Source organism: Caenibius tardaugens NBRC 16725 (genome assembly GCF_003860345.1).
GTDB lineage: Bacteria > Pseudomonadota > Alphaproteobacteria > Sphingomonadales > Sphingomonadaceae > Caenibius > Caenibius tardaugens.
The window spans coordinates 1,067,373-1,093,711 of the sequence record NZ_CP034179.1 but is presented as its reverse complement, the minus strand read 5'-3'; the positions used below and the strand labels follow the sequence as shown (position 1 = coordinate 1,093,711).

Here is a 26,339-nt window from a genome sequence, read left to right as displayed (position 1 = left end):
ATTTTTTGCGCGTTGTTCAGATGTGTTCGCGTTTGTGGCCCCAGATGCTGATGCTGGCGTGATCGGAAACCGTCCAGGTGGCGCGATCCACCGCGAGACCTGCACAGCCGTATTCCACTTCAAAGCCGCTCGGCGTGCGGACGTAAAAGCTGATCATGTGATCATTCGAATGGCGGCCGAGCGTGGCGGAAATTTCCAGCCCCGCAGCAGTCACGCGGTCCAGTGCAAGCCCGACGTCGTTGATCCCTGGAACCTCGAACATCAGGTGATGCACGCGTTTGCTGCCGGGCATCTTCGGCGCAATGGCAATCGAATGGTGGCGCTCATTGCAATGCAGGAAGACCAGCGGGATGACCACGCCTGGCGCGGCCTCGAACAGAATGCGGTCGGACAGCGACAAGCCCAGCACATCGACGTAAAACGCCAGGCTCGCCGCCGGATCGCTCGCATTGACGATCATATGGCCAAAACCGTTGGCGCCGGTCATGAAACCTGACAGGGCCTGCGGTGATCGGAACGGCTGTTCGGGCACTATGCGCGGTCCATAGTAGAGTTCGAGCGGCACGCCGTCGGGATCGACCAGTCGGGCCAGTTCCATGACCCCGCGGACGTGCGCCAGATCCCCATCGCGCGTGGCGGTAATCCCCGCCTGCGCGATCCGCACGAGGACCGCTTCGAAACCTGCGCTGGTTCCGCAATCGAAGCCGGCGTAGAGGCAGTCGTCGGACGAATCCGGATGCAGGGCGATGCGCCATGCCTGATCGTCCATGCGATAACGAATGGACCCGTCCGTCCCCGGCGCACCCGGCATCAGGCCAAGAAGATTGCCGAACTCGGCCCACTTTTCCGGGGAGGACACGCCGATGCCGATGTATCCGAGTGCACCCACACCGGCGGTTTCGTTCCGCGCATCGTTCATTGTCCGTCTCCGTTGGCTGACAGGAAACCGCGCACGGACAGCCCGCCATCGTAGCGGAGCACCATGCCGGTCGCGGGCACGTTCTCGTCCCGCGCCGCCAGGAAGACGTAGGCGGGAACATATTCTTCGATTTCGGGAATCCGGCCGATTGGCACGATCTGGTCGGCAACGGTTTCAAAACCCAGCGAACGGATCGTCTGATCGTCGAGGCCCAGGCTGGCTGGACCGCTGAGCCCCGTCAGGATCGCGCCGGGCGCAACCGCGTTGACGCGGACCCGTGGCGCAAGCTCGTAGGCAAGTTGCCGCACGATACCGTGCCCGGCGTGCTTGGCGGCGGTGTACAGTACGCCGCCGCCGTTGCTCATGGTTGCAGCGTTGGACAGCGTGAAGATCATGCTCCCCTCGCTTGCGGTGAGGGCGTCGATCGATGCCTGTGCGCCGAGCAGATAACCCAGCACGTTAATGTCGAACAGTTCGTGAAATCCGCTTTCCAGAGTCGTCGCATCCAGGGAACGCAGCGACCGATTGAAGTCCCAGACGCCTGCATTTCCGACAAAGCAATCGAGCTTGCCGAAGTGCGCGAGCGCGGTTTCGACCGCGTGCTTGTGGGCGGCCGCATCGCGCACGTCTCCTTCGACGAATAGCGCAGCGCCACCAAGGGCAAGCGCGGCGTCCTGTGACGGAACGGATCGATCGAGCACCACGCAACGTGCGCCTTCGGCCACGAACCGGTTTACGATCGCCAGCCCTAGCCCGCCAGCGCCACCGGTGAGATAGACGGATTGTCCTTCGAGTCTGCCCATGTGTGCCCCCGTTCAAAAGAAGAAGCTGAGGCTGCTGGTGAGCAGCGTGCCCTGATCGAGAGCAATGTGGCGGCGGGCGATGCGGAAGGTTGCGCCGTCGGCACGCAGCAGGTCCTCCCGCTCACCCGCAAAAACCTCGGTTTGCCGCTCAAGCCGGTTGCGATAGACGATGAAGGCCGATCGCACCGTTATTTCACCCGCATTGTCATCCACGATCCGCACGTTGCCAATCAGGTGCCGCGTTCGCGACGGCGGGTCTTCTGCCCAGTTGGTGCCGCTGGCAAACTTGCGCACGCGCATGTCGAGCGACGCGTAATCCTCGTCAAAATACGCGCTTTCATGCGGGCCGGAGAATTCCAGTTTCCATTCACGCCGGGTGCGGTTGGTCCGCAAGGGCATGACGTAGCGAATGTCTTTGGCAAACAATGTCAGCCAGTCGTTGTAACAACGATCGTCGAGAAGCGCGGCTTCGTCATAATAGAAGCGCTCAACCCGATGCTGCAGGGCGAGGGCGTTCAGCGTGATGGCATCATTCTGCGGCATGACGGGCCTCCTCGCGCCGGGTGGAGGGGATCAGCGGCGCATCCGGATCGGTCAGCAGGCGTTGCCACTGGCTGTAGAATCCGCGCGCGGCGACTTCCGAGAAAACCCAGCCGAGTTCTCCAGGGAAATCGGGGTCGTCGATGCTCGAGCGGCCAAGGCCCATGCCGACATGAAAGGTCGTGTCGCGTGCCACCGGCCCTTGCAGGCAACGCTGGATCTCGACCCAGTTTTCGCCATCTTCCTGCTCGAAGATGCCACTGGCGCTGAATGAACGCAGCCCACCAACGCGATAGGCTTCCTTCACCGCATCCGATGCATCCGCGTCGACCAGACTCCACGCCCAGACCTCGATCTCGTTCGGGCCTTTCGGATGCCACACGCGCACAGTGTTGACGGATGGCAGGAACGAAAAGTTAGGGAAGATCGTCATGTGTTGGGCATGAATTCGCTGTCCACGCGCCACGCCGAGCCGTTCGACCGCGCTGTCCATACCTTCTTCCATGGCATAGCGGGCCACTTCCGGTCCGACGAACGCCGTGAGCATTTCGCGCCGTCCGGCGTCCAGCAGGAAGCCGGTCCCGTGGCCGCGGTCGCTGGTGAACTGGAACCCGTTGCCGCCCCAGTCCGCGGAATAGCTGCCATCCGGCATGGTAACCGCTGCGGCGGAGAGATGCGCAAACAAGGCATGATAGGAATCGGCGGCGAACTGTTCAGCCGCAAACTTCCAGTTGCACGGGATCACCCATTTGTGGATGCCGCCAATGGCTTCGGTGCCGGCGGGGGAACGATCCAGCAGGATATCGAGGTAGAACGCCGCATCGCCCAGATAGTCCACGAAGTCCGGGGCGTTTTCGTCCCAGCAGCCGAAGATCAGGCCTTTGTAGCGGGCGATGCGGGGGACCGGGCGTGCGCTCCACGCCGCGCGATCGACAGTGCCGTAAGCTGGTTCTTCAAGCGGCACATTCACCAGCTCGCCACCGAGGCCATAGACCCAGCCATGATAGACGCAGGTAAAGTTGCTGGCCTTGCCCGCGTCTGAGCGGCACAGGCGCATGCCGCGATGCCGGCATTGGTTGAGAAAAGCCTTGACCTCGCCATCTTTCTGGCGCGCCACGACGACCGGATCTTCCCCCATATAGGTCGCCAGAAAATCGCCCGGATTGGGGATCTGCGTTTCATGCGCGAGGAACAGCCAGGAGCGCCGGAAAATCGTATCCAGCTCCAGACGATAGATGTCCGGATCGACATAGGCGCTGGCCTCAATCGTTCCGGCATCCTTATCAAAGATGCGCGTCGCATTATCCCGCACTGTGGCGGCGTCAAAGCCCGTCACTGGACCTCTCCTGAATTTTGACTTTTGTCTCAGGAAAGGCGTATATCGCTGACCGCTTGTTCAGGCTTTGGCTGCGACGTGAAAACACTTGATCAATCGTTCAAAATAACATCGCTTGCACGGCTTCCCGAACCCCGCATGGAAGGCGTGGAATTCGGCTTCCTGCGATTTCGGGCGGGGGAGCGGATTGAATTTTCGGCATCACCCAAAAGCTGGTTTTTTCACGTCCGTCGGGGCACTTTGGCGGTCAGACTGGAAAATGAACCACCGATCATAGTGACTGCCGGAAGCTGTATCGGGATTGACGGGCGGCGCACACTGGAATTGGCGGAACCATCGTGCCGTCCTGGTGGATCGCGCAAGTTTACACAGCTCGAACCGTGGTGCCCGGACACCGATCATCCGCTGGAATTGTTGGCCGGCCATGTGCCACTGGAAGCCAATCTGCTGCTGGCATCCTTCTGGGCCACGGTCCATGTGCCGCGGGATCATCCGGGGCCGTCGGCGAACTGGGTTGCGCAGTTGAGCGATCTGATCGTGCTCGAGCTTTCGTCCGAGCGGGAACGTGTGGATCGCGCGGGAATCCTGCAAAGGCTCGCCGAACTTCTCGTCATCGTGCTGGTTCGCCATATGTCGGAAGAAGCCGAACAATTGCGCAGGGCATTGCCCACGGCGTTGCAGGATTCGCGGATATGGCGGGCACTGGCGGCGTTTCACCGTGCGCCCGCTGCGCCCTGGACGGTCGAAGGGCTGGCAAAGGTGGCGGGCATGTCGCGTACCGCCTTTGCCGTACGTTTTCAGGAACTGCTGGGCGTTCCGCCATTGCAATGCCTGACGGGCCTGCGGATGGATATGGCGGCAGACATGCTGATGCGGGAGGATAGCCCGGTGAAGCTGATCGCAGAGCGGATCGGCTATAGCACGGAAGCGGCTTTCAACCGGGCGTTCGTCCGCCGCTTCGCGGTAAGTCCGGGCCGCTGGCGGACCAGTCGGCGGAACGCCGTATCAGGTGCGGACCCGGACTGAGCCACCACGGATTTTGGGAATAGCGGATTTCAGTCTTCCGCGATCAGAAGCGTGACTTTGCCCTTGGCAAAGTTGGCGAGATCCCGGCCCGCTGCATTGTTTTCATCCGATGCCATCGCCCGGTCGAATGTCGCCTGATCCCGGAACGCCATCTCGGCCACCAGATAGATGTCGCGATCGCCCATCAGCCGTTGCCGGCTGCGTGTGATTTTCAGGGACGCGAGGCCGGGAATCTTTTCGACCAGCGGTGTGTGTACGGTTTCATAATGCTGTTCGAAGGCAGCGGTATCGTCGGGCGTTGCGTAGATCGCCATGAGTTTGATGGTCATCGTATCATCCTTGTCTTTATTGCAGGGCATTCATTGTCAGCAGGTCGTAAGCCGCAACAAGTTCGCCACTGTCGTTGGTGACGGAAATTGCCCAGCGCACTTCACCCATTTCGGGCGTACGCGGTGTTTTTGCCTTCACGGTGAGAGCGACGCTGATCGCTTCGCCCGGTTTGACCGGTTTCACGAACCGCAAGTGTTCTAGCCCGAAATTGGCGAGAACCGGCCCGGGTGCCGGATCGACGAACAGTCCGGCGGCAAAGGACAAGATGAGATAGCCATGCGCAACGCGGCCACCGAAAATCGGGCTTGCCGCCGCGGCGATCTCGTCCATGTGCGCGTAGAAGTTATCGCCGGTGAAATCGGCGAAATGTTCGATGTCTTCAAGCGTTACTCTGCGCGATGCGGTCTTGAGCGTGTCGCCGATTTCCAGTTCACCGAACGATTTGCGGAATGGATGGACACCCGCGTCCGGCTGCGGTGCGCCGGGCAACCACTGGCCGAGCACCGCGCTCAGGCTGCGCGGGTGGCCCTGCAGGGCGGTGCGTTGCATGTAATGTTTCACGCCGCGCACGCCGCCCATTTCCTCGCCGCCGCCCGCGCGCCCCGGTCCGCCGTGGATAAGCATAGGCAAGGGCGATCCGTGCCCGGTCGATTCCTTTGCGCAATCCCGATCCACGAACACGATGCGCCCGTGGAAGGCCCCTGCGCCGAGCACGAATTGCCGCACGGTATCCGGTGCGTGGGTGAAGACTGAGAGTGCAAGCGAGCCTTGCCCGCGATTGACCAGCGCCAGCGCGTCAGCCGGGTCGTTATAGGGCATCAGGGTGCACACCGGCCCGAATGCCTCGATATCGTGGACGACCCGGGCATCCCATGGGGTGTCGTTTCGGAAGAGCAGGGGGGATTGGTACGCACCGCGGGCGGTATCGCCGTTTGCCTCCACCTGATCGATAGTACCGAACACCAACTGGCATTCACCCGCCAGGGCACGCGCATTTTGCCGCACGTCTTCACGCTGGGACAGGCTGACCAGCGCCCCCATCGTTACCCCTTCAACTGCGGGATCGCCCACGACAACGCGGGAAAGGCGCGCAACAAGTGCTGTCTGGACAGCTTCCAGCAACGGGCGAGGGGCAAAGGCGCGGCGGATTGCCGTGCATTTCTGACCCGCCTTTACGGTCATTTCCCGCACGACTTCTTTAACGAACAGGTCGAACTCGGGACTGTCCGCGGTTGCGTCGGGTCCGAGCACCGATGCGTTGATCGAATCCCTTTCGGCAACGAAGCGCACCGATTCCCGTGCGATGACCGGGTGTGACTGGAGTTTGATGGCGGTCGCGGCCGATCCGGTGAAGGATACGACATCCTGACAGGTCAGGTGGTCGAACGTGTCGCCAATCCCGCCGACGATCAGTTGCAGCGCGCCCTTGGGCAGGACGTTCGCCTCGATCATGATCCGGACGGCAAGCGCGGCGACTTGCGATGTTGCCGTGGCTGGCTTCACAATTGCGGGAACCCCTGCAAGGAGCGTTGGACCCAGCTTCTCCAACATGCCCCACACCGGGAAATTGAAGGCATTGATGTGCAGCGCAACGCCGCGCAGCGACGTGTAGACGTGTTGCCCGATGAAAGTGCCGGCCTTGCCGATGGGTTCGTGATCGCCATCTGCGAAAAGCACGTCGTCCGGCAATTCGCGGCGGCCTTTGGATGCCATGGTGAAGAGCGTGCCAGCCCCCCCTTCAATGTCGATCCAGCTATCGCCCCGGGTTGCCCCGGTCGCGGCAGAAAGCGCGTAAAGTTCTTCCTTGCGCGCAAGGATCGCCTGGCCCAACGCCTTGAGCATCGCCGCGCGTTGATGAAAGGTCAGGGCGCGCAGGGCGGGCCCGCCGATCTTGCGGGCATGATCCAGCATTGCCGTAAAATCGAGGCCTTCGCTGCCAGCCACCGCGACGATTGCACCATCGATTGCGGAAATCACCGGCTGGCCGTAGCCGCTGCCTTCGATCCAAGCATCGGCGCAATAGTTTTGAAGTCTTGTCGTCATGTTGAGTCTGTCCGAGTTAAAGCAAGGGGTTCATATGCCGGTGAAGGTGGGGCGGCGTTTCTCCATGAAGGCGGAGACACCTTCCCGGTAATCCGCGCTTCTGCCCAGTTCGCGCATGAGATCGCGTTCCATGGCGAGTGCTTCGTCCAGTGATCGGCCGAACGATTCGCGCAGGGCCATCTTGGTTGCCACCAGTCCACGTGTGGGACCGGCCGCGAACTGCCGCGCGAGGGCCGCCGCTTCGTCTGCCAAGGCGTCATCGTCGACGCATTTCCAGATCACGCCCCATTGTTCCGCTGTTTCCGCGTGCAGGGGGGCGCCGGTCATCGCGAGGCCCAATGCCCGGGCTTGTCCGGCCAGCCGGGGAAGCACCCACGTGCCGCCGGAATCCGGGATCAGGCCGATATGCGCGAACGACTGGATGAACTTGGCGCTGCGCGCGGCAATCACAATGTCGCAGGCCAATGCGATGTTTGCCCCGGCCCCTGCGGCGACGCCATTGACGGCGCAGATCACCGGGCGTGGCATCGTTGCCAGTCGGCGGACGAGGGGGGCATAGTAACGCTCGACGGACTCCCCCAGATCCACGCCTTCGCCGCCGGGGGAGACAGAGCGATCGGAAAGATCCTGCCCGGCGCAGAACCCCCGACCGGTGCCGGTAAGCAGGACGGCCCGGACTGCCGGATCATTTTCGATCCGCGTCAGGGCATCCGCAAGCTCTTCATGCATACGCACGGTGAAGCTGTTCAGTCGATCCGGTCGGTTGAGCGTAACCTTGCCCACGCCGTCCTCAATCCCAAGCCCAATGGTCTCGTATTCCACACGCCACTCCCGCAGGCTGATTCGCATATAAATTAACTGCCCGGTCGGACAAATATTGGCAAGCGCGAAAAGTCGGGCTAAGCGGAACGGATGAGAGACAGGAATTCTGATCGTGAAGAGGTAATGGTTGTCGGTGCCGGCACGATGGGTGCGGGCATCGCCTTTGTCGCTGCGCAGAATGGGCATCGTGTGGTGTTGGTGGATGCATTGCCAGCTGGCCTCGAACGGGGGCGCATGCTTGTTGCGGAGATGGCGGGAGCAGCGGAAAAGCGCGGGCTGCTGGATTCGGCGGAGCGTACCTCGCTCGAGGCTCGCATCCGTTATGCCGGGACGCCGATCGGGGCGGATGCGGCAACGATCATCATCGAGGCGATCGTCGAAGATGCCGATGCAAAGGCAGATCTTGTACGCACAGTGTCGGCGCAGATGGGCCCGCGCACGATCTTTGCCAGCAACACTTCGTCATTGTCGGTCAACGCCTTGGCGCATCACTGTGCAGATTCGGCCCGGTTTGCGGGCCTCCATTTCTTTAATCCGGTGCCAGCGATGAAACTGGTCGAGATCATTCCGGCCCCGACGACCAGTCCGGCAACGGTCGAAATGCTGGTGCGCCTTGTTGAGGCGTGGCGCAAGGTGCCGGTCGTGGCGCGGGATGTGCCGGGCTTCATTGTCAACAATGTTGCCAGACCTTACTATGGGGAAGCGTTCGCCGCGCTTGGCGAGGGTATAGAGCCCGAGACGATAGATGCCCTGATGACGGGGGCTGGCGGTTTTCGGATGGGGCCCTTGGCACTCGCTGACCTCATAGGGCACGACATCAATTACGCGGTGGCCCGGTCAATCCATTCCGAACGGCAGGGGCTGGCGCGTTTCCGGCCCAGCCCGGAGCAGGCAGAACTGGTAGAGAACGGGCTGCTGGGGCGTAAGAGTGGGCGAGGGCTCTATGACTATGTGTCGCCGCGCCCGGTTGCGGCGGAAGCGGAGCGCCAGCATCCCCTGGAAACGGTGCAGGCCGCGGCCGATTGCGGGGCGCTGGAGCCGTTGCTCGATCGTTTGCGGGAAGCGGGTTGTCTGGTTGCGCGGGTGGATGAACTGCCATCGGGATACCTGTCGATCAATAGCTTGCGGCTTGCCATCGGCGATGGGCGGACACTGGCCGAACGCGAGGATGTCGACGTGTTGCTCGACATCGTGCGAGACTGGATCACGGCCAATGCGATCGGCGTGACTGTCCGTACGCCCGCCGGATATGCGGTGGCTGCCATGCTGGGCGCCCGGCTTGGCGTTACCGTTCATACCGTGCCCGACCGGCCGGGGCAGATCGTCCTGCGCTCGCTCGCGCAATTGGCGAACGCGGCGGCAGACGCTCTGGCTGAGGATGTCGCGAGCATCGCGCATATCGATGCCGCCATGCGTTTGGGCGCCAATCATCCCGAAGGGCCGTGCGACTGGACGATGCGCCATGGCGTGGACACGGTCGAGCAGGCTCTCGTCCATATCGCCAGAGGGTCGGACGATGCCATCTATGCGCCATCTGCCGGTTTCGCTCTGCTGAGGGACGTCGCATGATTGACGATACGCTCGCCTTGCGTGTTGCGCAGCGCCTCTACGATCAGGAAGGGACGGGTCGGGCCTGGGGCATTGCAATTCTCGATGCGCGTGAAGGGTATGCCTCAGTTGCGATGAAAATCAGGCCCGACATGACGAACGGGCATGGGACTATCCACGGGGGGATGATTTTCGCGCTGGCGGATACCGCGTTCGCCTACGCCTGCAACAGCCGGAATATCGCCACGGTCGCGCAAGGCGCCTCGATCGTGTTTCTCGCCCCGGCGGGGATCGGGGAAACCTTGATTGCCGAGGCGCGGGAGGAATCCGTCAGCGGACGCAGCGGGGTCTACAGCGTGCAGATACGCACGCGCGATGACCAACGCGCTATCGCGCATTTCCACGGGCAGTCGCGCAGCATTGGCGGCGCGGTGATCGAACTGCCCTGACAATCTGCCATCCATTCGGGACAAGACCATGAACGAAGCTTTCATTTGCGATGCCGTCCGTACGCCGATCGGCCGTTATGGCGGTGCGCTTGCCGAAGTGCGGGCGGACGATCTTGCGGCCGTACCGCTGGCTGCGCTGCGGGACCGCAATCCCGCGATAGTCGGCGCGATTGACGACATGATCTTCGGCTGCGCCAATCAGGCGGGTGAGGATAATCGCAACGTGGCGCGAATGGCCGGGCTGCTTGCCGGACTGGGCGATGCGACGCCCGGCACCACGATCAATCGCCTCTGCGGTTCGGGCATGGACGCGGTCGCGATGGCGGCGCGCGCGATCCGGGCGGGCGATGCCGACCTGATCATTGCGGGTGGGGTCGAATCGATGACGCGGGCGCCTTTCGTGATGCCCAAGGCCGACGCGGCCTTTTCCCGCAACCATGCGATCTATGACACGACTATCGGATGGCGGTTTGTCAACGCCCGCCTGAAAGCGGAATTTGGCATCGATTCGATGCCCGAGACGGCGGAAAACGTTGCCGGGGATTTCGCCATCCGTCGCGAAGATCAGGACAGGTTCGCGCTGGAAAGCCAGCGCCGTGCCGCTGCCGCCCAGGCCAATGGCCGGTTCGCGCAGGAAATCGTGCCTGTCACGGTCCCGCGACGCAAGGGCAACCCTCTGGTGGTGGATCGCGACGAGCATCCCCGGGAAACGACGGTCGAGGCGCTTGCCGGGCTGCGCCCGATTGTCCGGCCCGACGGAACGGTGACGGCAGGGAATGCGAGCGGGGTAAACGATGGCGCAGCGGCGATCATCCTTGCCAGCGCCCTCGCGGTCGAACGTTACGATCTGGTTCCCCGCGCCCGCGTACTTGGATGCGCGGTTGCCGGGGTCGCCCCGCGGATCATGGGGATCGGCCCGGCACCGGCGAGCCTGAAATTGCTCGAACGGTTGGGTCTGGGGATCGGTGACATGGATGTGATCGAGCTTAACGAAGCCTTTGCGGCACAGGGTCTTGCCGTGCTGCGTCAGCTCGGTCTGCCGGACGATGCGGCGCATGTGAACCCGAACGGGGGCGCGATTGCGCTGGGCCACCCGCTCGGCGCGTCGGGCGCTCGTCTGGTGATGTCGGCTGCGCAGGAACTGGTCAATTCCGGGGGGGTCGTGCCCTGTGCACCATGTGCATTGGCGTGGGGCAGGGCATTGCGCTCGCGATCGAGCGCATCTGAAAGCATCTCTATATTTAATTGACCGACCGGTCGATTAAATATAGAGATTGATGAAACCAGAAAGGGAATCGCCCATGTACACGACCGAACTGGACAAGAGCGCGGCGAACCCGCCGGTGACCATCGAGGATGCCGGGCTTCTTGCCGCCTTCGAAGCGCGCGTGGCTGCCGATGAATTCATCGAACCGAACGACTGGATGCCGGAGGCTTATCGCCGCACGCTGGTGCGCCAGATTTCGCAACACGCGCATAGCGAGATCGTGGGGATGCTGCCTGAGGGCAACTGGCTGACCCGTGCGCCCAGTCTGAAGCGCAAGGCGATCCTCCTCGCCAAAGTGCAGGACGAGGGCGGGCATGGTCTCTATCTTTACTGCGCGGCGGAAACGCTGGGCACGTCGCGCGAGGACATGATTGACGCGCTGCATTCTGGCCGGGCCAAGTATTCGACGATTTTCAACTATCCGACGCTTAACTGGGCGGATATCGGTGCGATCGGGTGGCTGGTGGATGGCGCGGCGATCATGAACCAGGTGCCGCTACAGCGCACCTCCTATGGTCCCTATGCGCGCGCCATGGTGCGCGTTTGCAAGGAAGAGAGTTTCCACCAGCGTCAGGGCTACGATCTGTTGCTCGCTCTGGTGAACGGCCTCCCGGAACAGAAGGCCATGGCCCAGGATGCGCTCAACCGCTGGTGGTGGCCCGCGCTCATGATGTTTGGGCCACCCGATGACAATTCGCCCAACAGCGCCCAATCGATCCGCTGGCGGATCAAGCGCGAGACGAATGACGAACTGCGTCAAAAGTTCGTCGATGCCACGGTGCCGCAGGCTGAACTGCTTGGTCTCGCCATTCCCGATCCGGATCTGCGGTGGAATGAGGAAGGCGGGCATTACGATTTTGGCGCGATCCAGTGGGACGAATTCTACGCCGCCGTGCGCGGCGAAGGCCCCACCGCGCGCGAACGGATCACAGCGCGCCGTGCCGCCTGGGACGAAGGTGCCTGGGTGCGCGATGCCGCCACTGCCCATGAGGCCAAGCGCGCCGCGCTTGCTGCTGCCTGAAAGCTTGGAGGATCGAATGAAAGACTGGCCACTCTGGGAAGTTTTCGTGCGTGCCCGTGGCGGGCTTGATCATCGCCACGCCGGTTCTGTCCATGCACCCGATGCGGAAATGGCGCTGCGCCATGCCCGCGATACCTATACGCGCCGTCTCGAAGGGGTGAGTATCTGGGTCGTGCGGTCGGGAGATATCGTCGCTTCCGACCCGGGCAAGGACGCGGAACTGTTCGAGCCGGCGGCCAGCAAGATCTATCGCCATCCAACCTTTTACGTGCTCCCCGCAGCCGTAGATCACATGTGAGGCAAACGATGGATGCCCCCCTGTTTGGCGTGTTAACGCAACTTGGCGACGACAGCCTGATCCTAGGCCAGCGTCTTTGCGAATGGTGTGGCCATGCCCCGACCATTGAAGTCGATCTCAGCCTTTCGAACCTCGCGCTCGACCTGATCGGTCAGGCAACCTTGCTGCTCGACTACGCCGGTGTGGTGGAGGGGGCGGGCCGCGATGCTGATCGGCTGGCCTTCCACCGCAGTGCCGAAGCGTTCCGCAATTGCCTTTTAGCCGAACAACCGAACGGCGACTTCGCGCAGACCATCGTGCGACATTTCTTTTATGCGACTTACGCTGCAGCCCTGTTCGAGGAGCTGGTCCATTCGTCCGACAGGCGCCTGTCCGAAATCGCGGCGAAAGCGGCCAAGGAACTGCGCTATCATGCCGAATACGCGGCTGATTGGGTGGTGCGGCTGGGCGACGGGACGGAGGAAAGCAACGCCCGCATGCGCGATGCGTTGGCCTGGCACTGGCGTTTTGTCGATGATCTGTTTCTCGATGATGCGGATTGGGTGGCCTGCGCGGAGCGTGGACTGGTGCCTTTGCGTCAGGCCTTGCGCCCGGCCTTCGGCGACATTGTGGCCACAGTGCTGGGCCGCGCCGGGCTGGACGTTCCGGGCAAGGTCTGGCCGATTATGGGCGGGCGAAGTGGACGCCACAGCGAACACCTGTCGACCCTGCTCGCCATCATGCAGGTCCTGCCGCGCGCCCATCCGCAGGCAGCCTGGTAAGCCGCGTGCCTGTTCAGGCCGAACTCCTGAGCCGGATTGCGCGCGTGCTGGCGGGTGTGCCGGACCCGGAAATTCCGGCCGTCTCGATTGTCGATCTGGGCATTGTGCGTGACGTTGGATCGGACGATGGCGAGGGGGCCTGGGTCGCGCTGACACCGACCTACACCGGTTGCCCGGCAACAGCGGCAATTGCGCAGGACACGCGTGAAGCGCTCGATCGTGCCGGTTTGGCGGACGTGGCGATCCGCATGGTGCTTTCGCCCGCCTGGTCGACCGACATGATCACCCCCGAAGGGCAGGAGAAACTGCGCCGATACGGCATCGCACCGCCCGAGCCGGGCAATCGACCAGCGCGCTGCCCGCATTGCGGATCATGCGATACCCGTGAAATTTCCCGCTTTGGCTCCACGCCGTGCAAGGCGCTGTGGCAGTGCCGCGCCTGCCATGAGCCGTTCGACCGTTTCAAGTGTCACTAGGATAAGCCATGTCTACCGGATTCCACTCGCTTGCTATCACTGATGTCCGCCGGGAAACCGAAGACGCGATTTCCGTGCGCTTCGCCGTGCCGCCGCCACTGGCCGAAACCTTTCATTTCCTGCCGGGGCAGCATCTGACCCTGCGCGCCCAGATCGATGGCGATGATTTGCGGCGCAGTTATTCGATATGTTCCGGCCCGGATGAAACAGGCATGCGTGTTGCGATCAAACGCATCGGCGGCGGTCGGTTCTCCAACTGGGCAAACGATACGCTGGTTGCCGGATCGCAACTTGACGTTATGGCGCCAGCCGGTGCGTTTACCTGGGCTTTCGACCCGGCGAGTGCAGCCCGTTATGCGCTGTTCGCAAGCGGTTCCGGGATCACGCCGATCGTTTCGCTGATCAAGGCTGGCCTTGCCGCAGAGCCGCAGAGCCACTTTGCCCTGTTTTACGGCAATCGCGAAACCGGCAGCATCCTTTTCCTGGAGGAATTGGCGCAGCTCAAGAACCGTTATATGGATCGGTTCGAAGCCCATTACTTCCTGTCGCGGGAGGAGGACGAACTGGCGTTCCTCAACGGCCGCATCGACCGGGCCAAGATGCATGACATCCTCACGCTCTTTCCCCCGGAAGATGCGATCGACATGGCTTTCGTCTGCGGGCCGGAGGCGATGATGGATGCCGTCGAGACCGCGCTTGTCGAGGCCGGGCTCGACCGCAGCCGCATCAGAAGCGAACGCTTTACCGCCAGTGAACTGAGCGCCGACCGCAGTGCGGCGGTGCAGCAACTGGAACAGCAGGCAGCAGGCAAACCGATCAAGGTTACCATCAACGGCAAGCGCAGGACTGTGCTTTACGATCCCGCGCTTGAATCGATTCTGGAGAATGGCCGCGCGGCGGGCCTGCCTGCGCCTTTCGCCTGCAAGGCCGGGGTTTGTGCCACATGTCGGGCACGGCTGGTGCGTGGAAAGGTCGAAATGATCCGCAATTTCGGGCTTTCGCAGGACGAGATCGACCGCGGCTATATCCTGACGTGCCAGGCCATTCCGGTGTCCGACGATGTGGAAATCGATTTCGATGCCTGACGCAGCACCAGCCATCATTGTCGATAGGCCGGGGCCCGGTATCATGAGGCTCAGGCTCAACCGCCCGGAACGGAAAAACGCCCTCGCAACGCCGGTGCTTCAGGAACTCGCGTCTGCTCTGGCCGGGGCGGACGAGGCCGAGGATATTCGCGTTGCCTTGCTGGTCGGGTCGGAGAGCGTCTTCGCCGCAGGGGCGGACATCGGGGAACTTGCCGCAAGTGGCCCGGATGATTCCGTAGAGAGCCCCCGGTTCCTCGCATGGCAGGCAATTCGGGCTTTTTCCAAGCCGCTTGTGGCGGGTGTCGAGGGTTGGTGTCTTGGAGCCGGTGCGGAACTGATGTTGTGCGCGGATATCGTCGTGGCGGCAAGGAATGCGCGCATTGGCCTGCCCGAAACCGGTCTGGGCATCATGCCAGGCGCGGGTGGCACTGCGATCCTGCCGCGTCGCACCGGCTTGCCTCGCGCTATGGATATGGTGCTGACCGGGGAACCCGTTACCGGGGAGACCGCGTGGTCAATTGGCCTGATTGCGCGACTGGCAGACGCAGGGCAGGCTGGGCAGGCCGCATTGGCTCTTGCCAAAACGCTCTCGAACCGGGCACCGGTTGCGCTGCGGGCGGCCAAGGCTAGCTTGCGGTTGGCCGGGCAATTGGCCGAGCATGAACATCTGCTACACGAAAGACGCGCTTTTCTGCGCCTCCTCGGAACGGCAGACAAAACAGAAGGCATCAGCGCCTTTCTTGAAAAGCGCACGCCCGACTGGTCGGGCGCCTAGCCTTTCGTCGGCGCAACGGTTCCCGACAGGACCATTTCGTAAGCCATGTCCGCGATTTGCTGATACGTCAGTTTTCCGGTCGGATCGAACCAGTTGCCAGTCCAGTTGATCATGCCGAACAGCAGCATGGTCCGGCCACGTGCCTCTACCGGATCAGCACAATGTTCCGGTAGAGCTGCCACCAGCAGTGTCTGTACAGCATCGACAATCTTGCGCTGCGTTGCCACGATTTCCTGCCGCTTGTCGGCGGGCAGGTTTTCCAGTTCGTTCAGCAGAACTTTCTGACGATCGGATGCGCCGACGTAATGGCGCATAAAATAATGCAGTACGGTGTGCAGGCTTTCACCGGGCGGAAGATCCAGCGCCAGAACGGTATCGACATCGTCGAGCAGGAGATCGACGTGCGATGTCATCACATCGAAAAGCACGTCCTCTTTCGACGGGTAGTAATGGTAAAGGAGCGATTTGGATGCGCCGCAGGCTAGGGCGATATCCATGACCGAGGTGCCCAGGAATCCTCTCTCGGCGAAAAGCGAGGATGCATGGGCGAGTATTGCTTCCTTGCGTTCTTCGTAGTCTGCGGCCTGAGTGCGGGCCATTCGTCACACTTTCCGTTCATCGGGTACCAAAGGTGTCTGACTAAGCCATAATGCTTTTGCGTCAAGCGCACGGGGTGGCTTGGAGGCGCGTGGCTCTGACCGGGGCGAACTGGGCCAGGCATCCACACATGACGGGAACGGGCACCCGGTTTCCTGTGGTTGAACCGGCGTTCAGCCTGTTACGTTCCCGCAGAAACGTAGATATTCTGCTTATGGCTGAAGGTGAGCGGATTCATGCCGTAGAACGACAGGAACGGGCTATAGCTCAGGGTCATTGTGAATTTCTTCGCGCCTGCGATCGGACTTGCCGCTTCCTCGACGCTGACGGTGAATCGATCACCTTTCAGGCCGTAGAGCGGATTAACCGCAAGAGCAGAGGTGACATCGGTGATCTGCGCGGCGGTCATCCTGTTCGATTTCTGGTATTCGACCACGGTGTAGCGGTTCATGTCCGATGCAAGCGAGCGCATGGCGCTGTAGTTCTGCAACTGGATTCCGATTGCGAGTATGCCGATACAAGCGCCGATCAAGGCCGGGGCGAGCAGCGCAAACTCGATGATAGCAGCGCCCTTTTGGTCGCGCGCGAGCCGTCGGAGAAGCAGCGCCTCCATCATGCGGATTCCGCCGGATCGGGGAGCGTTTCGGTATCGACCTGCACTGTTCGACTTACGTCGTAGTTGAACGTCTTGCTGACGCCGAAATGGGTCCACAATGGGATGTACTTGTCCTTCAGATCTATCTGGACGTACGTCGAAACCACAGAATTGCCGATGCAGTCGCTCGTACTTTGGACAAACTTTGTATCCGCATCACAGCGATAGATCTTGGCCACGCTGACCTTATCATCGGTTAAGGAAAGAGAGTTCTTCAGTAGCGTGGCAAGTTCGCCGGTATTCGTTGAAGCACCGGCATTTGCTGCAAGTACGATCGCTTCGACTTCGGCAACGCCACTCTGCAATTCGATCTGTCGTGTGACCATCCGGCCAACGTCGAAGCTGCCCAGGGCCAGCAAGATCAGAACTGGCATGACGATGGCTGTTTCGATAAGCACCGCGCCCTGGCGATCGCTGGTGAGCCTGTGCCACAGGGCACGGATTTGTTCCCTTGCCATCGCTATCCCACCAGTCGAACCATGACCAAGCCCGATCCCACGGAAGTGCCGGTCGGACACAGCGTTTCAATGTTAGCATTGCCCGAGATCTTGATCTTGTATGCGGAAATCTGAAGGCACTGGCTGGCAATGTCAGCGGTACCGAGAATCTCGATTTCGCCGTTGGGCAGATATATCAGGCCCTCAATCAGAGAATTGGAATTGCCGTTGATCTTGTGCCCCGGGTTATCCGGATGGCTATCCCGGTCTTCAATGATGAGAATATCCTTGTAGGGGCCGCTTTCCATGGGTGACAGGGTAATTTTGTTACCATTCCCGTTGCCGCCCAGTTTGATGCGCGCGCCGTTTTTCAGAACGAACAGGACATTGGCGCCCGTAACGTCGTAATTGGCTGACAGGTCGAGAATGCCGCCGTCTATAATGTATACACCTTGATCCAATGTAGTATTACATTTCACAACGATCCCGCCATTGTAGATGCCGGGGCGAAGAATGGCCATTTCAGTCTTGTTGACATTCTTGCAGGAATAGGGTGGCGGCACATCGTTGTTTTCAGGAGGGACAAGGTCCGCATATATATCCTGCAGGCCTTTGACATTTTCAGAAACGACATCCTGATTTTCGGGCGGGACATTGGCCTTTCCGCATGTCGCAATCGAATCCGTTTCGACCGTTGCAGAGCCATCGATGACGACTGCATCATCGCCGCACGACAAGGCGGCAAGGCCGCAGGCAGCCTTGACCGAAGCATTGCCGCCAATGTCCATGCCGTTGCCGTTTTTCTTCAGGGCGATGAGACATGCGCCGTAGTTCGCGCCAGCCTTGAAGCTGGCTTGCGCCCGTACCGCGACAGTCACCGCATTGCCGGTGAGAAAACCGCTGAACGGCAGACGCTTCGATACCTGAGCGGTGATGACGACGCTGTTGTCTTCGCCGCCGGCATAGTCAGCCAGAGTCACGTTCGGAGTGGAGACAAAGTCCGCCGTAACCGCGAGATTGCCGTCAAACTCCTGTTTTGCACGCATCTCGTAGCTCGAGGCGGAGTCTGCATCGATCAATGCCCACGCGCCCGCGAGAGCGGCCTGGTCGGCCGAATGCTGTACTTCGCGCTTCCACAGATACCATTGCGAAACATCGACGGCCATGCCGGCACCGCCAATAAAGGCTGGCATGCCGATAGCCACGATGAACGCGGCGTTTCCGCTCGTGTGTTTACGCAGCCCACGGAGCATGCGAGCGATCCTGTTGAACAACGCGTTTCCCCTGTGTCGTTCCTGAATCGCACCTAACACCCAAATCATTAATGGGGAGATAATAAAAGGAAAGTATCCGGAAATATACAATGTAATATGTTGTTAATTAACATGTATGAAAAGTCATTTCAGAAATATCATTGAAAATAATGGAGTAATTTTTACGGGTGCGTCGCCAAGGGCGGTTGTCGGCCGTTGAATGTTGTTCCGTATATGGGGTGCTGTTGGGGGGCGGTTATTGTTCAGCCTTTTCATCGCGGTAAGGCTCGAACCAGCCCATCCGTAACGCTTCTGCCAGCTTGGCATGGCATAGCGGTGCCTTCTTCATGAAACGCGAAATCGCAGATTTTTGCGGTTTTCTGCTGATGCAGCGGCCTGGAACGTCGCCTTCACGATCAACGATTGGCAGTGATGCACCCTCTTATCATCGCGCGTCAGGTATACGTGGTCGAGGTGCCTACTGGCGCAAGGGCGCCGCCGGGCCGCCCTTGCGCCAGTATAGACGTGTCTTCAAGTTATGATCCACCGCCTTGTAAAGTCAGTATCGCAGCCAGCGCCTCATCCAGTTCGGACAGGTCACGACAAAACAGGCCCGGCGCAAACTCCAGATGGGTGGCGCCCGCTGCCACATAGTCGTGCGCGGCGGCGATTGTGGCGGCCAGATCATAGCCATGCGTGCCCATGGCGGGTTCCGGCATGACACGGATGCCAAATTGCCGCGGATCGCGCCCAAGCGCTTCCAGCGCGGCGTGGATATGCGCACGCCCATCGGCGATCTGTTCGAGAGCCTGCTCGCGATGCGTATGGCCCCCGCCATTGCCTGATGGCAGACCGAACCATGGTATCCAGCCTGCACCAAGTTCCGCCATGCGCGCGATATTGGTGGGGCCGGGGGCAATGCCGAACCAGACCGGCACGCCGCCGCTCTGGCGTGGATAGGGCAGGCTGTAGAGTCCCTCGAATGCGATGCGGCGCCCGGCAAAGCGCGCGGGGGCATTGGACCACAGTGCCTGCATCGCCCGAACCTGTTCGTCGAGTAGTACCGTCCGCCCTTCAAAGGGGACGCCGCAACCGTCGTATTCGGCCTTCTGCCAACCGGTGCCGATTCCGATTTCGAGCCGTCCATTCGACAGGTGATCGACTGTGGCCAGTTGCTTGGCGAGCAAGACGGCGGGGCGCAGCGGGGCGATCAAAATGCTGCTGGAGAGCCGTGTCCGCTGTGTCACTGCCGCCACGGCAGAGAGCATCGCGATGGGTTCATACCAGTCGGCATCCACGGTGGACGGGTAGGCGCCATAGGGATAGCCGATCACCTCACGGCCCATTGCCACATGTTCTGATACCGTCAACTGATCCACCCCGGCTGCATCGGCCTTGCGGGCAAATTCAAGTACGCCGCCGACGTCGCCGCCTGTCAGGTGTTCGATGCTGGTGAGGCTGATGGCAATGCGCGTGCCGGTCATGGAGCGGCTGTTCCGGCAAAAGGGGCCATGTCGAAGTAATCGAGCCAGCGCGTGACCAGCCCGTCCCTGAACTGGAAACTGCCCATCACCGGCAGTGCGAGCGTGCGTCCGCCGTAGTCGAAATGATCGACCCGTTCGGTCAGCACGGTGCCATTGGCGGTTTCCGCAATGGCCAGCACATCGAACACCACGGTTTCGGCGTCGCCCAGAAATCCGCGGAGGAATTCGACGATGGCTGGTCGGCCCACGACCGGTTCCATCGGCACGTTGTGGTAAAAGCAGTCTTCGCTCATCAGCGCGGCGATGGTGTCGGGATCGCACGATTTCCACGCTTCGAAGAAGGCGAGGGTCAAGGGGATGTTGCTCATGATGTGTGTCCGTGGCTTCGCGAAATGGGCGACGGGCGGGGCGTCCGTCAGACTTGCGACGCAGGAACGATGAAGGTCATGCCGTCCAGCGCCGGTTCCAGAATGACCTGACAGGTCAGGCGGCTGGTCGGGCGTGTATCGATGCAGCCTTCGATCATGTCCCGCTCCTGTGCCTCGGGCGGGGGCAGCAAGGCCCCTTCGGGTGGTTCGGCGTAACAATGGCAGGTGGCACAAGCCATCGCTCCGCCGCATTCACCGATAATGCCCGGTATCAGTGCACGTGTGGCACAGCGCATGGCGCTTTCACCTGCTTCGGCATGCACAAGATGTTCGCCGCCATCGGGGTCGATAAACCGGACCTGCATCTTATGCCTCCCCGTGCGGCAGGACGATCATTTCGCGTACCCCGCGCAACACCGCGTTGACCCGTTCGATCGACTGCCCCGGTTTCAGCCGGATATGGGGAAAGCGTTCGAAGACCACCCGTAACGCCGTTTCCAGTTCGCGGCGGGCAACATGCATGCCCAGGCAGAAGTGGCTGCTACGCCCGAAAGTCAGGATTTCGCGGTTGTCACGCGCCGGGTCGAACCGTCGCGGATCGGGGAATACGGCGGGGTCGCTGTTGGCCGCGGTGATGCCGAACAGCATCCAGTCGCCCTTGGCGATATGCACGCCGCCGAACGCCACATCGGCACTGGCCATGCGCGGCAGGAAGGCCGTGGGTGGTTCCCAGCGCAGACCTTCGGTCACGATGGCTTCCCGGTCCTTGTCGCTGCCTTGTGCCAGAGCGCAGAGCTTCGGATCGTCCAGCACAGCCGCAAACAGGCTGCTGCCATTTTTGTAGGTGGTGTCCGATCCGGCCGGGAACAACAGCCCCAGGAACGAGAGAATGCGTTCGTCGCTGAGGTGCTGGCCTTCGTATTCCGCCTGCGTCAGACGTGAAAGGAAATCGTCGCCCGGATTGGCCCGGCGGGCATCGATGATCGCCTGCATATAGGTGTTGAACTCGTCCTTGGCCCTGACTGCCCCTTCCGGGTCCCACGGGAAATCGATCATCTTGACCGCCCATTCCATAAAGCTGCCCTCGTCCTCCACCGGGATGCCGAGCAGGCGGGTGATGACAAGGAAGGGATAGGGGCGGGCAAAGGCGGAGACGAATTCGACCTCGCGCTCACTTTCCATCCGGTCGCACAGTTCATGGGCAATCGGTTCGATCAGGCTTTCGACATAACCGCGCACCTTGACCGGCATGAACAACGGGTTGACCAGCGCCCGGCTGACGCGGTGTTCCTCACCGGCCATGGTCTGCAGCGTCTTGCCCATCGATGGTTCGGCAATCAGTTTGTAGCCAGCGGTGGCGTCGAAATGGTCATAGTCCTCAAACGCCTGTTTGAGCAGGGCATGATCCATGATCAGCCAAACCGATGATCCGTGATAACGCACCGGCACGACGGGGCCGTGGGCACGCAATTCCTCAATCAGATCGTGCAGGTTGGGGACATCGTCATAGGCGAAATCGATGTCGGGCATTAGCGGTGTCATGGCATTCATGCTTGGCGGTCCATCCTGCTTGGGATTATGTTGCCAGACATATGATGACGCTGACGGCGGCGCTGTCCCCAAATGGGGACAATCGTTTGCCGGAACGGCGTCCCGCGCGCGGAGAAATGATGCACAGCGACCTGATCGGGGCGATCTACGATGCGCCGCTTGCCAGCCAACCCTGGTGCGATCTTACGCACCAGTTTCGGCGTGCGTTTGCCTGCACAGGCACGATGATGAAATTTTCGCGCAGGCGCGCGCATGATGGCCATACCCGTTTTGTGTTCGATGCCGCTTGGGACTCACGGGAAAGCTGGCGGCTCTACAATAGCACCTATCGTTATCTCGATCCGACTTGCGATCACCCGATGGCGGTGGGATCGGTCTATGGTTTCGCGCAGATGTTCGCGCCCGCATCCGATGAACGGGAAGAGCAATATATGCGGTTCTGCCGTTCTATCGGGGCCGAACATGCGCTGTTTGCGTTTCTCGGTGACTATCGCGGGGTCGAAGCATGGCTGTCGCTCAGTCGGGACGCGGCGGTTGGCGATTTCTCCGATGCGGAGGCATCGGAAATTACCGCGCTGTTGCCCCATTTCGGGCGCGCTGTGGATATTCATGCCCGGCTTGAGGCAGAGAGAAACATGGCCGCTGTCCATGCCGCTGCGCTGGCCGATCTTGGCCTTGGCGTGATCCTGCTCGACAGCACGGGGGCGATCGTGGGAACCAATGGGCTTGCGGATATGCTGCTCGATCGTGGCACGGCCATTGCGCGCGATCGTGATCGCCTGAAAGTGCGCGGCGCTGGTGCCGCAGCACTGCGCCGATCGCTGGGTGCGGCGGGTGAAGGGCAGGTTATCGTTGTAGGGGAAGCAGAAGCCGATCCCCTGCATGTACTGATCAAACCTTGGCATGATGAACAGGGTGACGGGGCAGGCCCTGCCTATGTGATCTATCTCGACAGCCCTGCCGATCAGGCGGTACCGCGCGTGGATGCTTTGCGTCGTCGGTTCGGCTTCAGCCATGCAGAAGCACGCATGGCAGCATTGCTTGCGTCCGGTCGAACATGGGAAGAGGCGGGGACCTTGATGGGGGTCACCCCCGCCAGCGCCCGGACTTATGGCAAACGCGTTTTGGCCCGGACCGGTGCGCGGCGTCAGGCAGATCTTGTACGGATGGTTTTTACCAGCTTGTGCCGATTGGATAATGCCTAGCCTTTGCCCTGAAACTTTGCCGGTTGGTGTCGTTCAATCGCACGCATAGTCTTCTTCGCGGAACTGATCGCGGCCCATTACCGAAAAGTCTGGTTCTGGTTAATGATGTCAGCCGAACGTTCGATGTCAGTGCTTCTCAGGCAGAGCAGAGAGAAATTGCCTGGGTGAAAGTCGCCGCGCAAAGCACCTTGGCAGGGGTTAGCCCGTCGTCCGTGTCGTGCCCGGTCAGGCCAACAACTATGGCAGCATCCGTCTTCTGCTGAATGCGGTGGATCATAGCGCGTATGCGGGGGGAACCAGGAGGGCGGTTTACAGATATCAGGCAAATTCTGTGTGCTCCGGACAGTTCGAGCGCATCGATGGCGCGGCGGGAAATCGCAGGAAATGCATGAAGCTCTGCAGGTATGCCGTTTTGTGCGAGCAATTGGCACAGCATTGTCGTCGCCACCTCATCGAGAGGACCGGGTCCGGCCAGGCAGACTACCGAGGTGGAGCGTGGCTGTGATGCGGTGCTTGAAACGAGCCTTTCCGCCATCTCCGTTTCCGTCAGGTCTTCAAGGAAATTCAAAGCGTTTGAGGCTAGTTGCCCCGCTGTTGCCTTGTTTATTGCACCGCGCTGAATGTCGTTGTCTGCCAGCCTGAGCGCAGGCAGGATGACCTCGTCATAATATTGCGACAGAGAGCCATTGTCCTCGATCGCCGTCAGGGCCTGATCGATGGAACCATCAAGATTGCCAGCGAGCAATCGTTGATACTGGTATTCGGCAGGCGACAGCGCGGGTTGATCCCCCAGCAGGATTTCCAGGAATTTGAGATTGGGAATGTGGTGCCCGAGAGTAACCATGCTGAGGGTCAGCGGCATTGAGAGAACCAGGCCGATCGGCCCCCAGATCCATGTCCAGAATATCGCGGCGACCACTACCGCAAGCGGGGAAAGGCCGGTGGAATGTCCATAAAGGAGCGGTTCGACAGCATAGCCCGTGACAGGTTCAACGACAGCAAAGAGAATGGCCACATAGGCGACAGAGCTCCATCCCGGTTCGATTGCGGCTGCCACGATCATCGGCAAAATGGCGCCAAGTATAGCGCCGATATACGGCACAAAGCGCAACATGCCTGCCAGTACCCCCCATACGAGCGGCACCGGAAGACCTATCAACCACGTTCCTATGCCTATGATGAGGCCAAAACCCGTATTCACAACCAGTTGTGAAAGCAGATATCGGGAAAGTCGCGCGCCAACATCGTCGAGCGCGGCAGTTGTTCGGAGCAGGTCGGACGAACCAAACAGCCTGATGGTTTTGTCGTGAACCTCGCGGCTTTGCAGAAGAATGAAGATCGTTACGACGAGTACGATAATAAACGTCTCAAACGGCGCGAGAATGGAGCCGAGTAGTCCAAATGCCGTTTCGAGCGGGTTCAAGGATTCTGTCGCCGATGAATTTGCAGGCGAAGGGTGAGGGACAGGTTGTGGTTGAAGGGATGAACCGGGTAACCGGGGTTTTGCAGACTGCTCCAGTTGATTGGTGATGACTGCAATTTCCGATTTTGCAAAATTTTGGGCTGCGTCGATCTTTCCCTGCAATGTTTGCACATATTGCGGCATCTGATCCGAAAGAGACACCATCTGGGTGCCAACGACGGTCCCGATGCTGCTGATGATGCCGAGCGCAATCAATACTGACAGGACTGAGGCCGGACCGCGAGGGATGAGAATGCGCTGCAGGAAACCGACAATTGGCGACAGCACAAAGGACAGAACCACGGCAAGAGTGACGGGAATGAGTACATCTCTGGCGAAATAGAGAGCGGCTATGATGACAACGCCAACGGCGAGGTGAAACAGGGATGTGGACCCTGCCTCAGCCAACGGCGAAAGGCGCAATTTGACGTCATCGGCTTTTGAAGTGCCGGTAAGGGGAGCTTTGGAAAGGCCCTCTGCGTCTGACTGTGTCCCCATGTCCCGATCCTCATATTTAAACGTGCAGAAGGACGTGCGCATTAACGGACGGGCTGGCAGAAGGTTTCAGGTTACCCTGGATGATGCGTGAAAGTTTGGAGCGCATTGGACGTCTCGCGCGCCTGCTCAGGTTAACGATACGGAGCGCGGGCTGTGCCTTTGATAGTGTAAATCCTGGATATTGGCCGGTTGCTGGGCTGGGTACTGCCTGGAACAATCACTTTAATCTCGCTTGCCGGAAAGCCTGCGGTGAAAGTCCGGTCCAGGCGCGAAATGCGCGGCGAAATGCTGCAACGTCACTGAACTGCAGACGAAAGGCGATTTCCTTCACTGTATCAGTCCCGTCGATCAACAGGCGTTCGGCAAGCTGTTGACGGCACCGGTTCCGAATGGCTGTCATGCAATCGTTCTCCGCTTGCAATCGCCGGCGAAAGGTTGGCGTGCTCAGACCGAACATATCGGCCAACTGCGCCAGTGCAGGAGGGGGCATATTGCGCGACAAGGCTGCGTATGTCGCCGCGCTTGTCCGCTCCACCAGAGTTTGATTTTCATAATCCGGCGGAAGCAGGTCGAACGGGAACAGCGCGAACAGGTCGGACAATTCCTCGAATGTCCTTTCAATCGGGCGATCCAGAATCCGGGCAGGGAAACGGAAACCATTGAAAGGCTGATCGAACTCGGGATCCAGTTCGAAAAGCTCCCTGAACGCGGGTTGTGAGGTCGCTTCAGGAAAGGCGAGCAATACCTGGTCGGGCTGAATTTCTTCGTGAATGAACCATCCAAAGATGCGGTGAAACATCGCCAGACCGTAGAGCATGATCAACATGTCGCCGACTTGCCGGCCACGCAATCCGGTATCGAGGACAAATGTCGCAACCTGCCCATCGACGATCAATTCGGTCCGGCCACGACCATCAAGCGCCATATGCTGGAATTGCCCGGCCGTCTCGATGGCTATCCGCAGATTGGGGCATGCCAGCATGGCAAGGCACATAAGTCGCAGATTGCGCACAGGGAGCGGCTTCAGGCCATCACGTCTGCACGCGTGGTAATGAAACGCCAGTACGCATTCCTGCGCTAGCCGGGCGAATATAACGCGGTCAATTTCCCGTCGAAAAACCGTTCTTGTGCCGGATTGCCTGACGCGAAGTCCGGCGGCTTTCAAGGCCGCGTCAACATCACCGCCAATGGCATCCAGCGCTTCGAGTAATACCGCGACGGCTTCTGCGGGAACGGTCCTGCGCCGCGTCGGCGGGCGGGCGCCTGGTGCTTTCGTACTCTTGCGCAATTCGATCTCCCTTTTGAGCAATTTTGCCCTCCCTTCGCGGAT

27 protein-coding genes and 1 pseudogene are annotated in these 26,339 nt (G+C 60.6%); 11 read left to right on the top strand and 17 right to left on the bottom strand.

Annotation, left to right across the window (positions count from 1 at the left end; translation table 11 throughout):
* Positions 1 to 16 precede the first annotated feature (16 nt).
* The 4 genes from EGO55_RS04990 to EGO55_RS04975 are packed head-to-tail and all read right to left on the bottom strand — an operon-like array spanning position 17 to position 3,598.
* Positions 17 to 919 carry a VOC family protein gene (locus tag EGO55_RS04990; protein WP_021691336.1) on the bottom strand — a complete coding sequence of 301 codons (903 nt, stop codon included), beginning with the start codon at positions 917 to 919 and terminating at the stop codon, positions 17 to 19.
* Positions 916 to 1,722, bottom strand: a complete 807-nt coding sequence (locus tag EGO55_RS04985) for an SDR family NAD(P)-dependent oxidoreductase (protein WP_021691337.1) — start codon at positions 1,720 to 1,722, stop codon at positions 916 to 918. The genes EGO55_RS04990 and EGO55_RS04985 overlap by 4 nt, the downstream gene beginning before the upstream one ends.
* Before the next feature lie 12 nt (positions 1,723 to 1,734).
* Positions 1,735 to 2,265: an aromatic-ring-hydroxylating dioxygenase subunit beta gene (locus EGO55_RS04980; protein ID WP_021691338.1), complete on the bottom strand. Its 531-nt coding sequence runs from the start codon at positions 2,263 to 2,265 to the stop codon at positions 1,735 to 1,737.
* Positions 2,252 to 3,598 (bottom strand): aromatic ring-hydroxylating oxygenase subunit alpha, encoded by a 1,347-nt coding sequence (locus EGO55_RS04975; protein ID WP_021691339.1) that lies wholly within the window; start codon positions 3,596 to 3,598, stop codon positions 2,252 to 2,254. Before EGO55_RS04975 ends, EGO55_RS04980 begins: the two co-directional genes overlap by 14 nt.
* A gap of 78 nt (positions 3,599 to 3,676) precedes the next feature.
* Here EGO55_RS04975 and EGO55_RS04970 point away from each other — a divergent pair, with 78 nt between their 5' ends.
* Positions 3,677 to 4,624, top strand: coding sequence for a helix-turn-helix domain-containing protein (locus EGO55_RS04970; RefSeq protein WP_124916725.1), 948 nt, complete (start codon positions 3,677 to 3,679; stop codon positions 4,622 to 4,624).
* A 29-nt stretch (positions 4,625 to 4,653) separates the two neighbouring features.
* Here EGO55_RS04970 and EGO55_RS04965 read toward each other — a convergent pair whose 3' ends face one another.
* From EGO55_RS04965 to paaG, 3 genes are read right to left on the bottom strand one after another with little or no spacing between them, the layout of a single operon-like run.
* Positions 4,654 to 4,953 carry an EthD family reductase gene (locus tag EGO55_RS04965; protein ID WP_021691341.1) on the bottom strand — a complete coding sequence of 100 codons (300 nt, stop codon included), beginning with the start codon at positions 4,951 to 4,953 and terminating at the stop codon, positions 4,654 to 4,656.
* Between the two features lie 16 nt (positions 4,954 to 4,969).
* Positions 4,970 to 6,997, bottom strand: a complete 2,028-nt coding sequence (paaZ, locus tag EGO55_RS04960) for a phenylacetic acid degradation bifunctional protein PaaZ (RefSeq protein ID WP_021691342.1) — start codon at positions 6,995 to 6,997, stop codon at positions 4,970 to 4,972.
* Between the two features lie 30 nt (positions 6,998 to 7,027).
* The gene (gene paaG / locus EGO55_RS04955; protein WP_021691343.1) at positions 7,028 to 7,819 is read right to left on the bottom strand and encodes a 2-(1,2-epoxy-1,2-dihydrophenyl)acetyl-CoA isomerase PaaG; all 792 of its coding nucleotides are present in this window, start codon (positions 7,817 to 7,819) and stop codon (positions 7,028 to 7,030) included.
* Positions 7,820 to 7,942: 123 nt separating this feature from the next.
* Between paaG and EGO55_RS04950 the strand changes: the two genes are divergently transcribed.
* The 9 genes and pseudogenes from EGO55_RS04950 to EGO55_RS04910 all read left to right on the top strand — a co-directional run bounded on the left by EGO55_RS04950 (position 7,943) and on the right by EGO55_RS04910 (position 15,499).
* Positions 7,943 to 9,388 carry a 3-hydroxyacyl-CoA dehydrogenase NAD-binding domain-containing protein gene (locus EGO55_RS04950; RefSeq protein WP_021691344.1) on the top strand — a complete coding sequence of 482 codons (1,446 nt, stop codon included), beginning with the start codon at positions 7,943 to 7,945 and terminating at the stop codon, positions 9,386 to 9,388.
* Positions 9,385 to 9,816 (top strand): hydroxyphenylacetyl-CoA thioesterase PaaI, encoded by a 432-nt coding sequence (gene paaI / locus EGO55_RS04945; RefSeq protein ID WP_021691345.1) that lies wholly within the window; start codon positions 9,385 to 9,387, stop codon positions 9,814 to 9,816. Before EGO55_RS04950 ends, paaI begins: the two co-directional genes overlap by 4 nt.
* Positions 9,817 to 9,844: 28 nt before the next feature.
* A pseudogene (gene pcaF / locus EGO55_RS04940) lies at positions 9,845 to 11,043 on the top strand (3-oxoadipyl-CoA thiolase).
* Positions 11,044 to 11,117: 74 nt separating this feature from the next.
* Positions 11,118 to 12,104, top strand: coding sequence for a 1,2-phenylacetyl-CoA epoxidase subunit PaaA (paaA, locus tag EGO55_RS04935; protein ID WP_021691347.1), 987 nt, complete (start codon positions 11,118 to 11,120; stop codon positions 12,102 to 12,104).
* Between the two features lie 16 nt (positions 12,105 to 12,120).
* Positions 12,121 to 12,402 (top strand): 1,2-phenylacetyl-CoA epoxidase subunit PaaB, encoded by a 282-nt coding sequence (gene paaB, locus EGO55_RS04930; protein WP_021691348.1) that lies wholly within the window; start codon positions 12,121 to 12,123, stop codon positions 12,400 to 12,402.
* Positions 12,403 to 12,410: 8 nt separating this feature from the next.
* Complete coding sequence (gene paaC / locus EGO55_RS04925; protein ID WP_021691349.1) at positions 12,411 to 13,163, top strand: 1,2-phenylacetyl-CoA epoxidase subunit PaaC; 753 nt, start codon at positions 12,411 to 12,413, stop codon at positions 13,161 to 13,163.
* A 5-nt stretch (positions 13,164 to 13,168) separates the two neighbouring features.
* Entirely contained in the window at positions 13,169 to 13,639 is a 471-nt protein-coding gene (gene paaD, locus EGO55_RS04920; protein WP_021691350.1) for a 1,2-phenylacetyl-CoA epoxidase subunit PaaD, read from the top strand.
* 8 nt (positions 13,640 to 13,647) lie between these two features.
* Entirely contained in the window at positions 13,648 to 14,724 is a 1,077-nt protein-coding gene (locus EGO55_RS04915; RefSeq protein WP_021691351.1) for a 2Fe-2S iron-sulfur cluster-binding protein, read from the top strand.
* Positions 14,725 to 14,767: 43 nt separating this feature from the next.
* The gene (locus EGO55_RS04910; protein ID WP_210766648.1) at positions 14,768 to 15,499 is read left to right on the top strand and encodes an enoyl-CoA hydratase-related protein; all 732 of its coding nucleotides are present in this window, start codon (positions 14,768 to 14,770) and stop codon (positions 15,497 to 15,499) included.
* Here the strand turns inward: EGO55_RS04910 and EGO55_RS04905 are convergent.
* The 8 genes from EGO55_RS04905 to EGO55_RS04870 all read right to left on the bottom strand — a co-directional run bounded on the left by EGO55_RS04905 (position 15,496) and on the right by EGO55_RS04870 (position 21,835).
* Positions 15,496 to 16,098, bottom strand: a complete 603-nt coding sequence (locus EGO55_RS04905; RefSeq protein WP_021691353.1) for a TetR/AcrR family transcriptional regulator — start codon at positions 16,096 to 16,098, stop codon at positions 15,496 to 15,498. The two genes, EGO55_RS04910 and EGO55_RS04905, sit on opposite strands and share 4 nt — an antisense overlap.
* A 179-nt stretch (positions 16,099 to 16,277) precedes the next feature.
* Positions 16,278 to 16,712 (bottom strand): TadE/TadG family type IV pilus assembly protein, encoded by a 435-nt coding sequence (locus tag EGO55_RS04900; RefSeq protein WP_021691354.1) that lies wholly within the window; start codon positions 16,710 to 16,712, stop codon positions 16,278 to 16,280.
* Positions 16,709 to 17,209: a TadE/TadG family type IV pilus assembly protein gene (locus EGO55_RS04895; RefSeq protein WP_021691355.1), complete on the bottom strand. Its 501-nt coding sequence runs from the start codon at positions 17,207 to 17,209 to the stop codon at positions 16,709 to 16,711. The genes EGO55_RS04900 and EGO55_RS04895 overlap by 4 nt, the downstream gene beginning before the upstream one ends.
* Before the next feature lie 2 nt (positions 17,210 to 17,211).
* Complete coding sequence (locus EGO55_RS04890) at positions 17,212 to 18,552, bottom strand: TadE/TadG family type IV pilus assembly protein (RefSeq protein ID WP_210766647.1); 1,341 nt, start codon at positions 18,550 to 18,552, stop codon at positions 17,212 to 17,214.
* A gap of 425 nt (positions 18,553 to 18,977) precedes the next feature.
* Positions 18,978 to 19,925 carry a TIGR03619 family F420-dependent LLM class oxidoreductase gene (locus tag EGO55_RS04885; protein ID WP_021691357.1) on the bottom strand — a complete coding sequence of 316 codons (948 nt, stop codon included), beginning with the start codon at positions 19,923 to 19,925 and terminating at the stop codon, positions 18,978 to 18,980.
* Complete coding sequence (locus EGO55_RS04880) at positions 19,922 to 20,293, bottom strand: nuclear transport factor 2 family protein (RefSeq protein ID WP_021691358.1); 372 nt, start codon at positions 20,291 to 20,293, stop codon at positions 19,922 to 19,924. The genes EGO55_RS04885 and EGO55_RS04880 overlap by 4 nt, the downstream gene beginning before the upstream one ends.
* Before the next feature lie 47 nt (positions 20,294 to 20,340).
* Positions 20,341 to 20,658, bottom strand: coding sequence for a 2Fe-2S iron-sulfur cluster-binding family protein (locus EGO55_RS04875; RefSeq protein WP_021691359.1), 318 nt, complete (start codon positions 20,656 to 20,658; stop codon positions 20,341 to 20,343).
* Position 20,659: 1 nt separating this feature from the next.
* On the bottom strand, positions 20,660 to 21,835 hold the full coding sequence (locus EGO55_RS04870) for a cytochrome P450 (RefSeq protein WP_161566021.1): 1,176 nt from the start codon (positions 21,833 to 21,835) through the stop codon (positions 20,660 to 20,662).
* 50 nt (positions 21,836 to 21,885) lie between these two features.
* Between EGO55_RS04870 and EGO55_RS04865 the strand changes: the two genes are divergently transcribed.
* Positions 21,886 to 23,049: a helix-turn-helix transcriptional regulator gene (locus tag EGO55_RS04865; protein ID WP_124916724.1), complete on the top strand. Its 1,164-nt coding sequence runs from the start codon at positions 21,886 to 21,888 to the stop codon at positions 23,047 to 23,049.
* A 136-nt stretch (positions 23,050 to 23,185) separates the two neighbouring features.
* Here the strand turns inward: EGO55_RS04865 and EGO55_RS04860 are convergent, their stop codons facing one another.
* Positions 23,186 to 25,009 carry an AI-2E family transporter gene (locus EGO55_RS04860; protein ID WP_021691362.1) on the bottom strand — a complete coding sequence of 608 codons (1,824 nt, stop codon included), beginning with the start codon at positions 25,007 to 25,009 and terminating at the stop codon, positions 23,186 to 23,188.
* Between the two features lie 217 nt (positions 25,010 to 25,226).
* Positions 25,227 to 26,297 (bottom strand): AraC family transcriptional regulator, encoded by a 1,071-nt coding sequence (locus EGO55_RS04855; protein WP_021691363.1) that lies wholly within the window; start codon positions 26,295 to 26,297, stop codon positions 25,227 to 25,229.
* Positions 26,298 to 26,339: the final 42 nt, after the last annotated feature.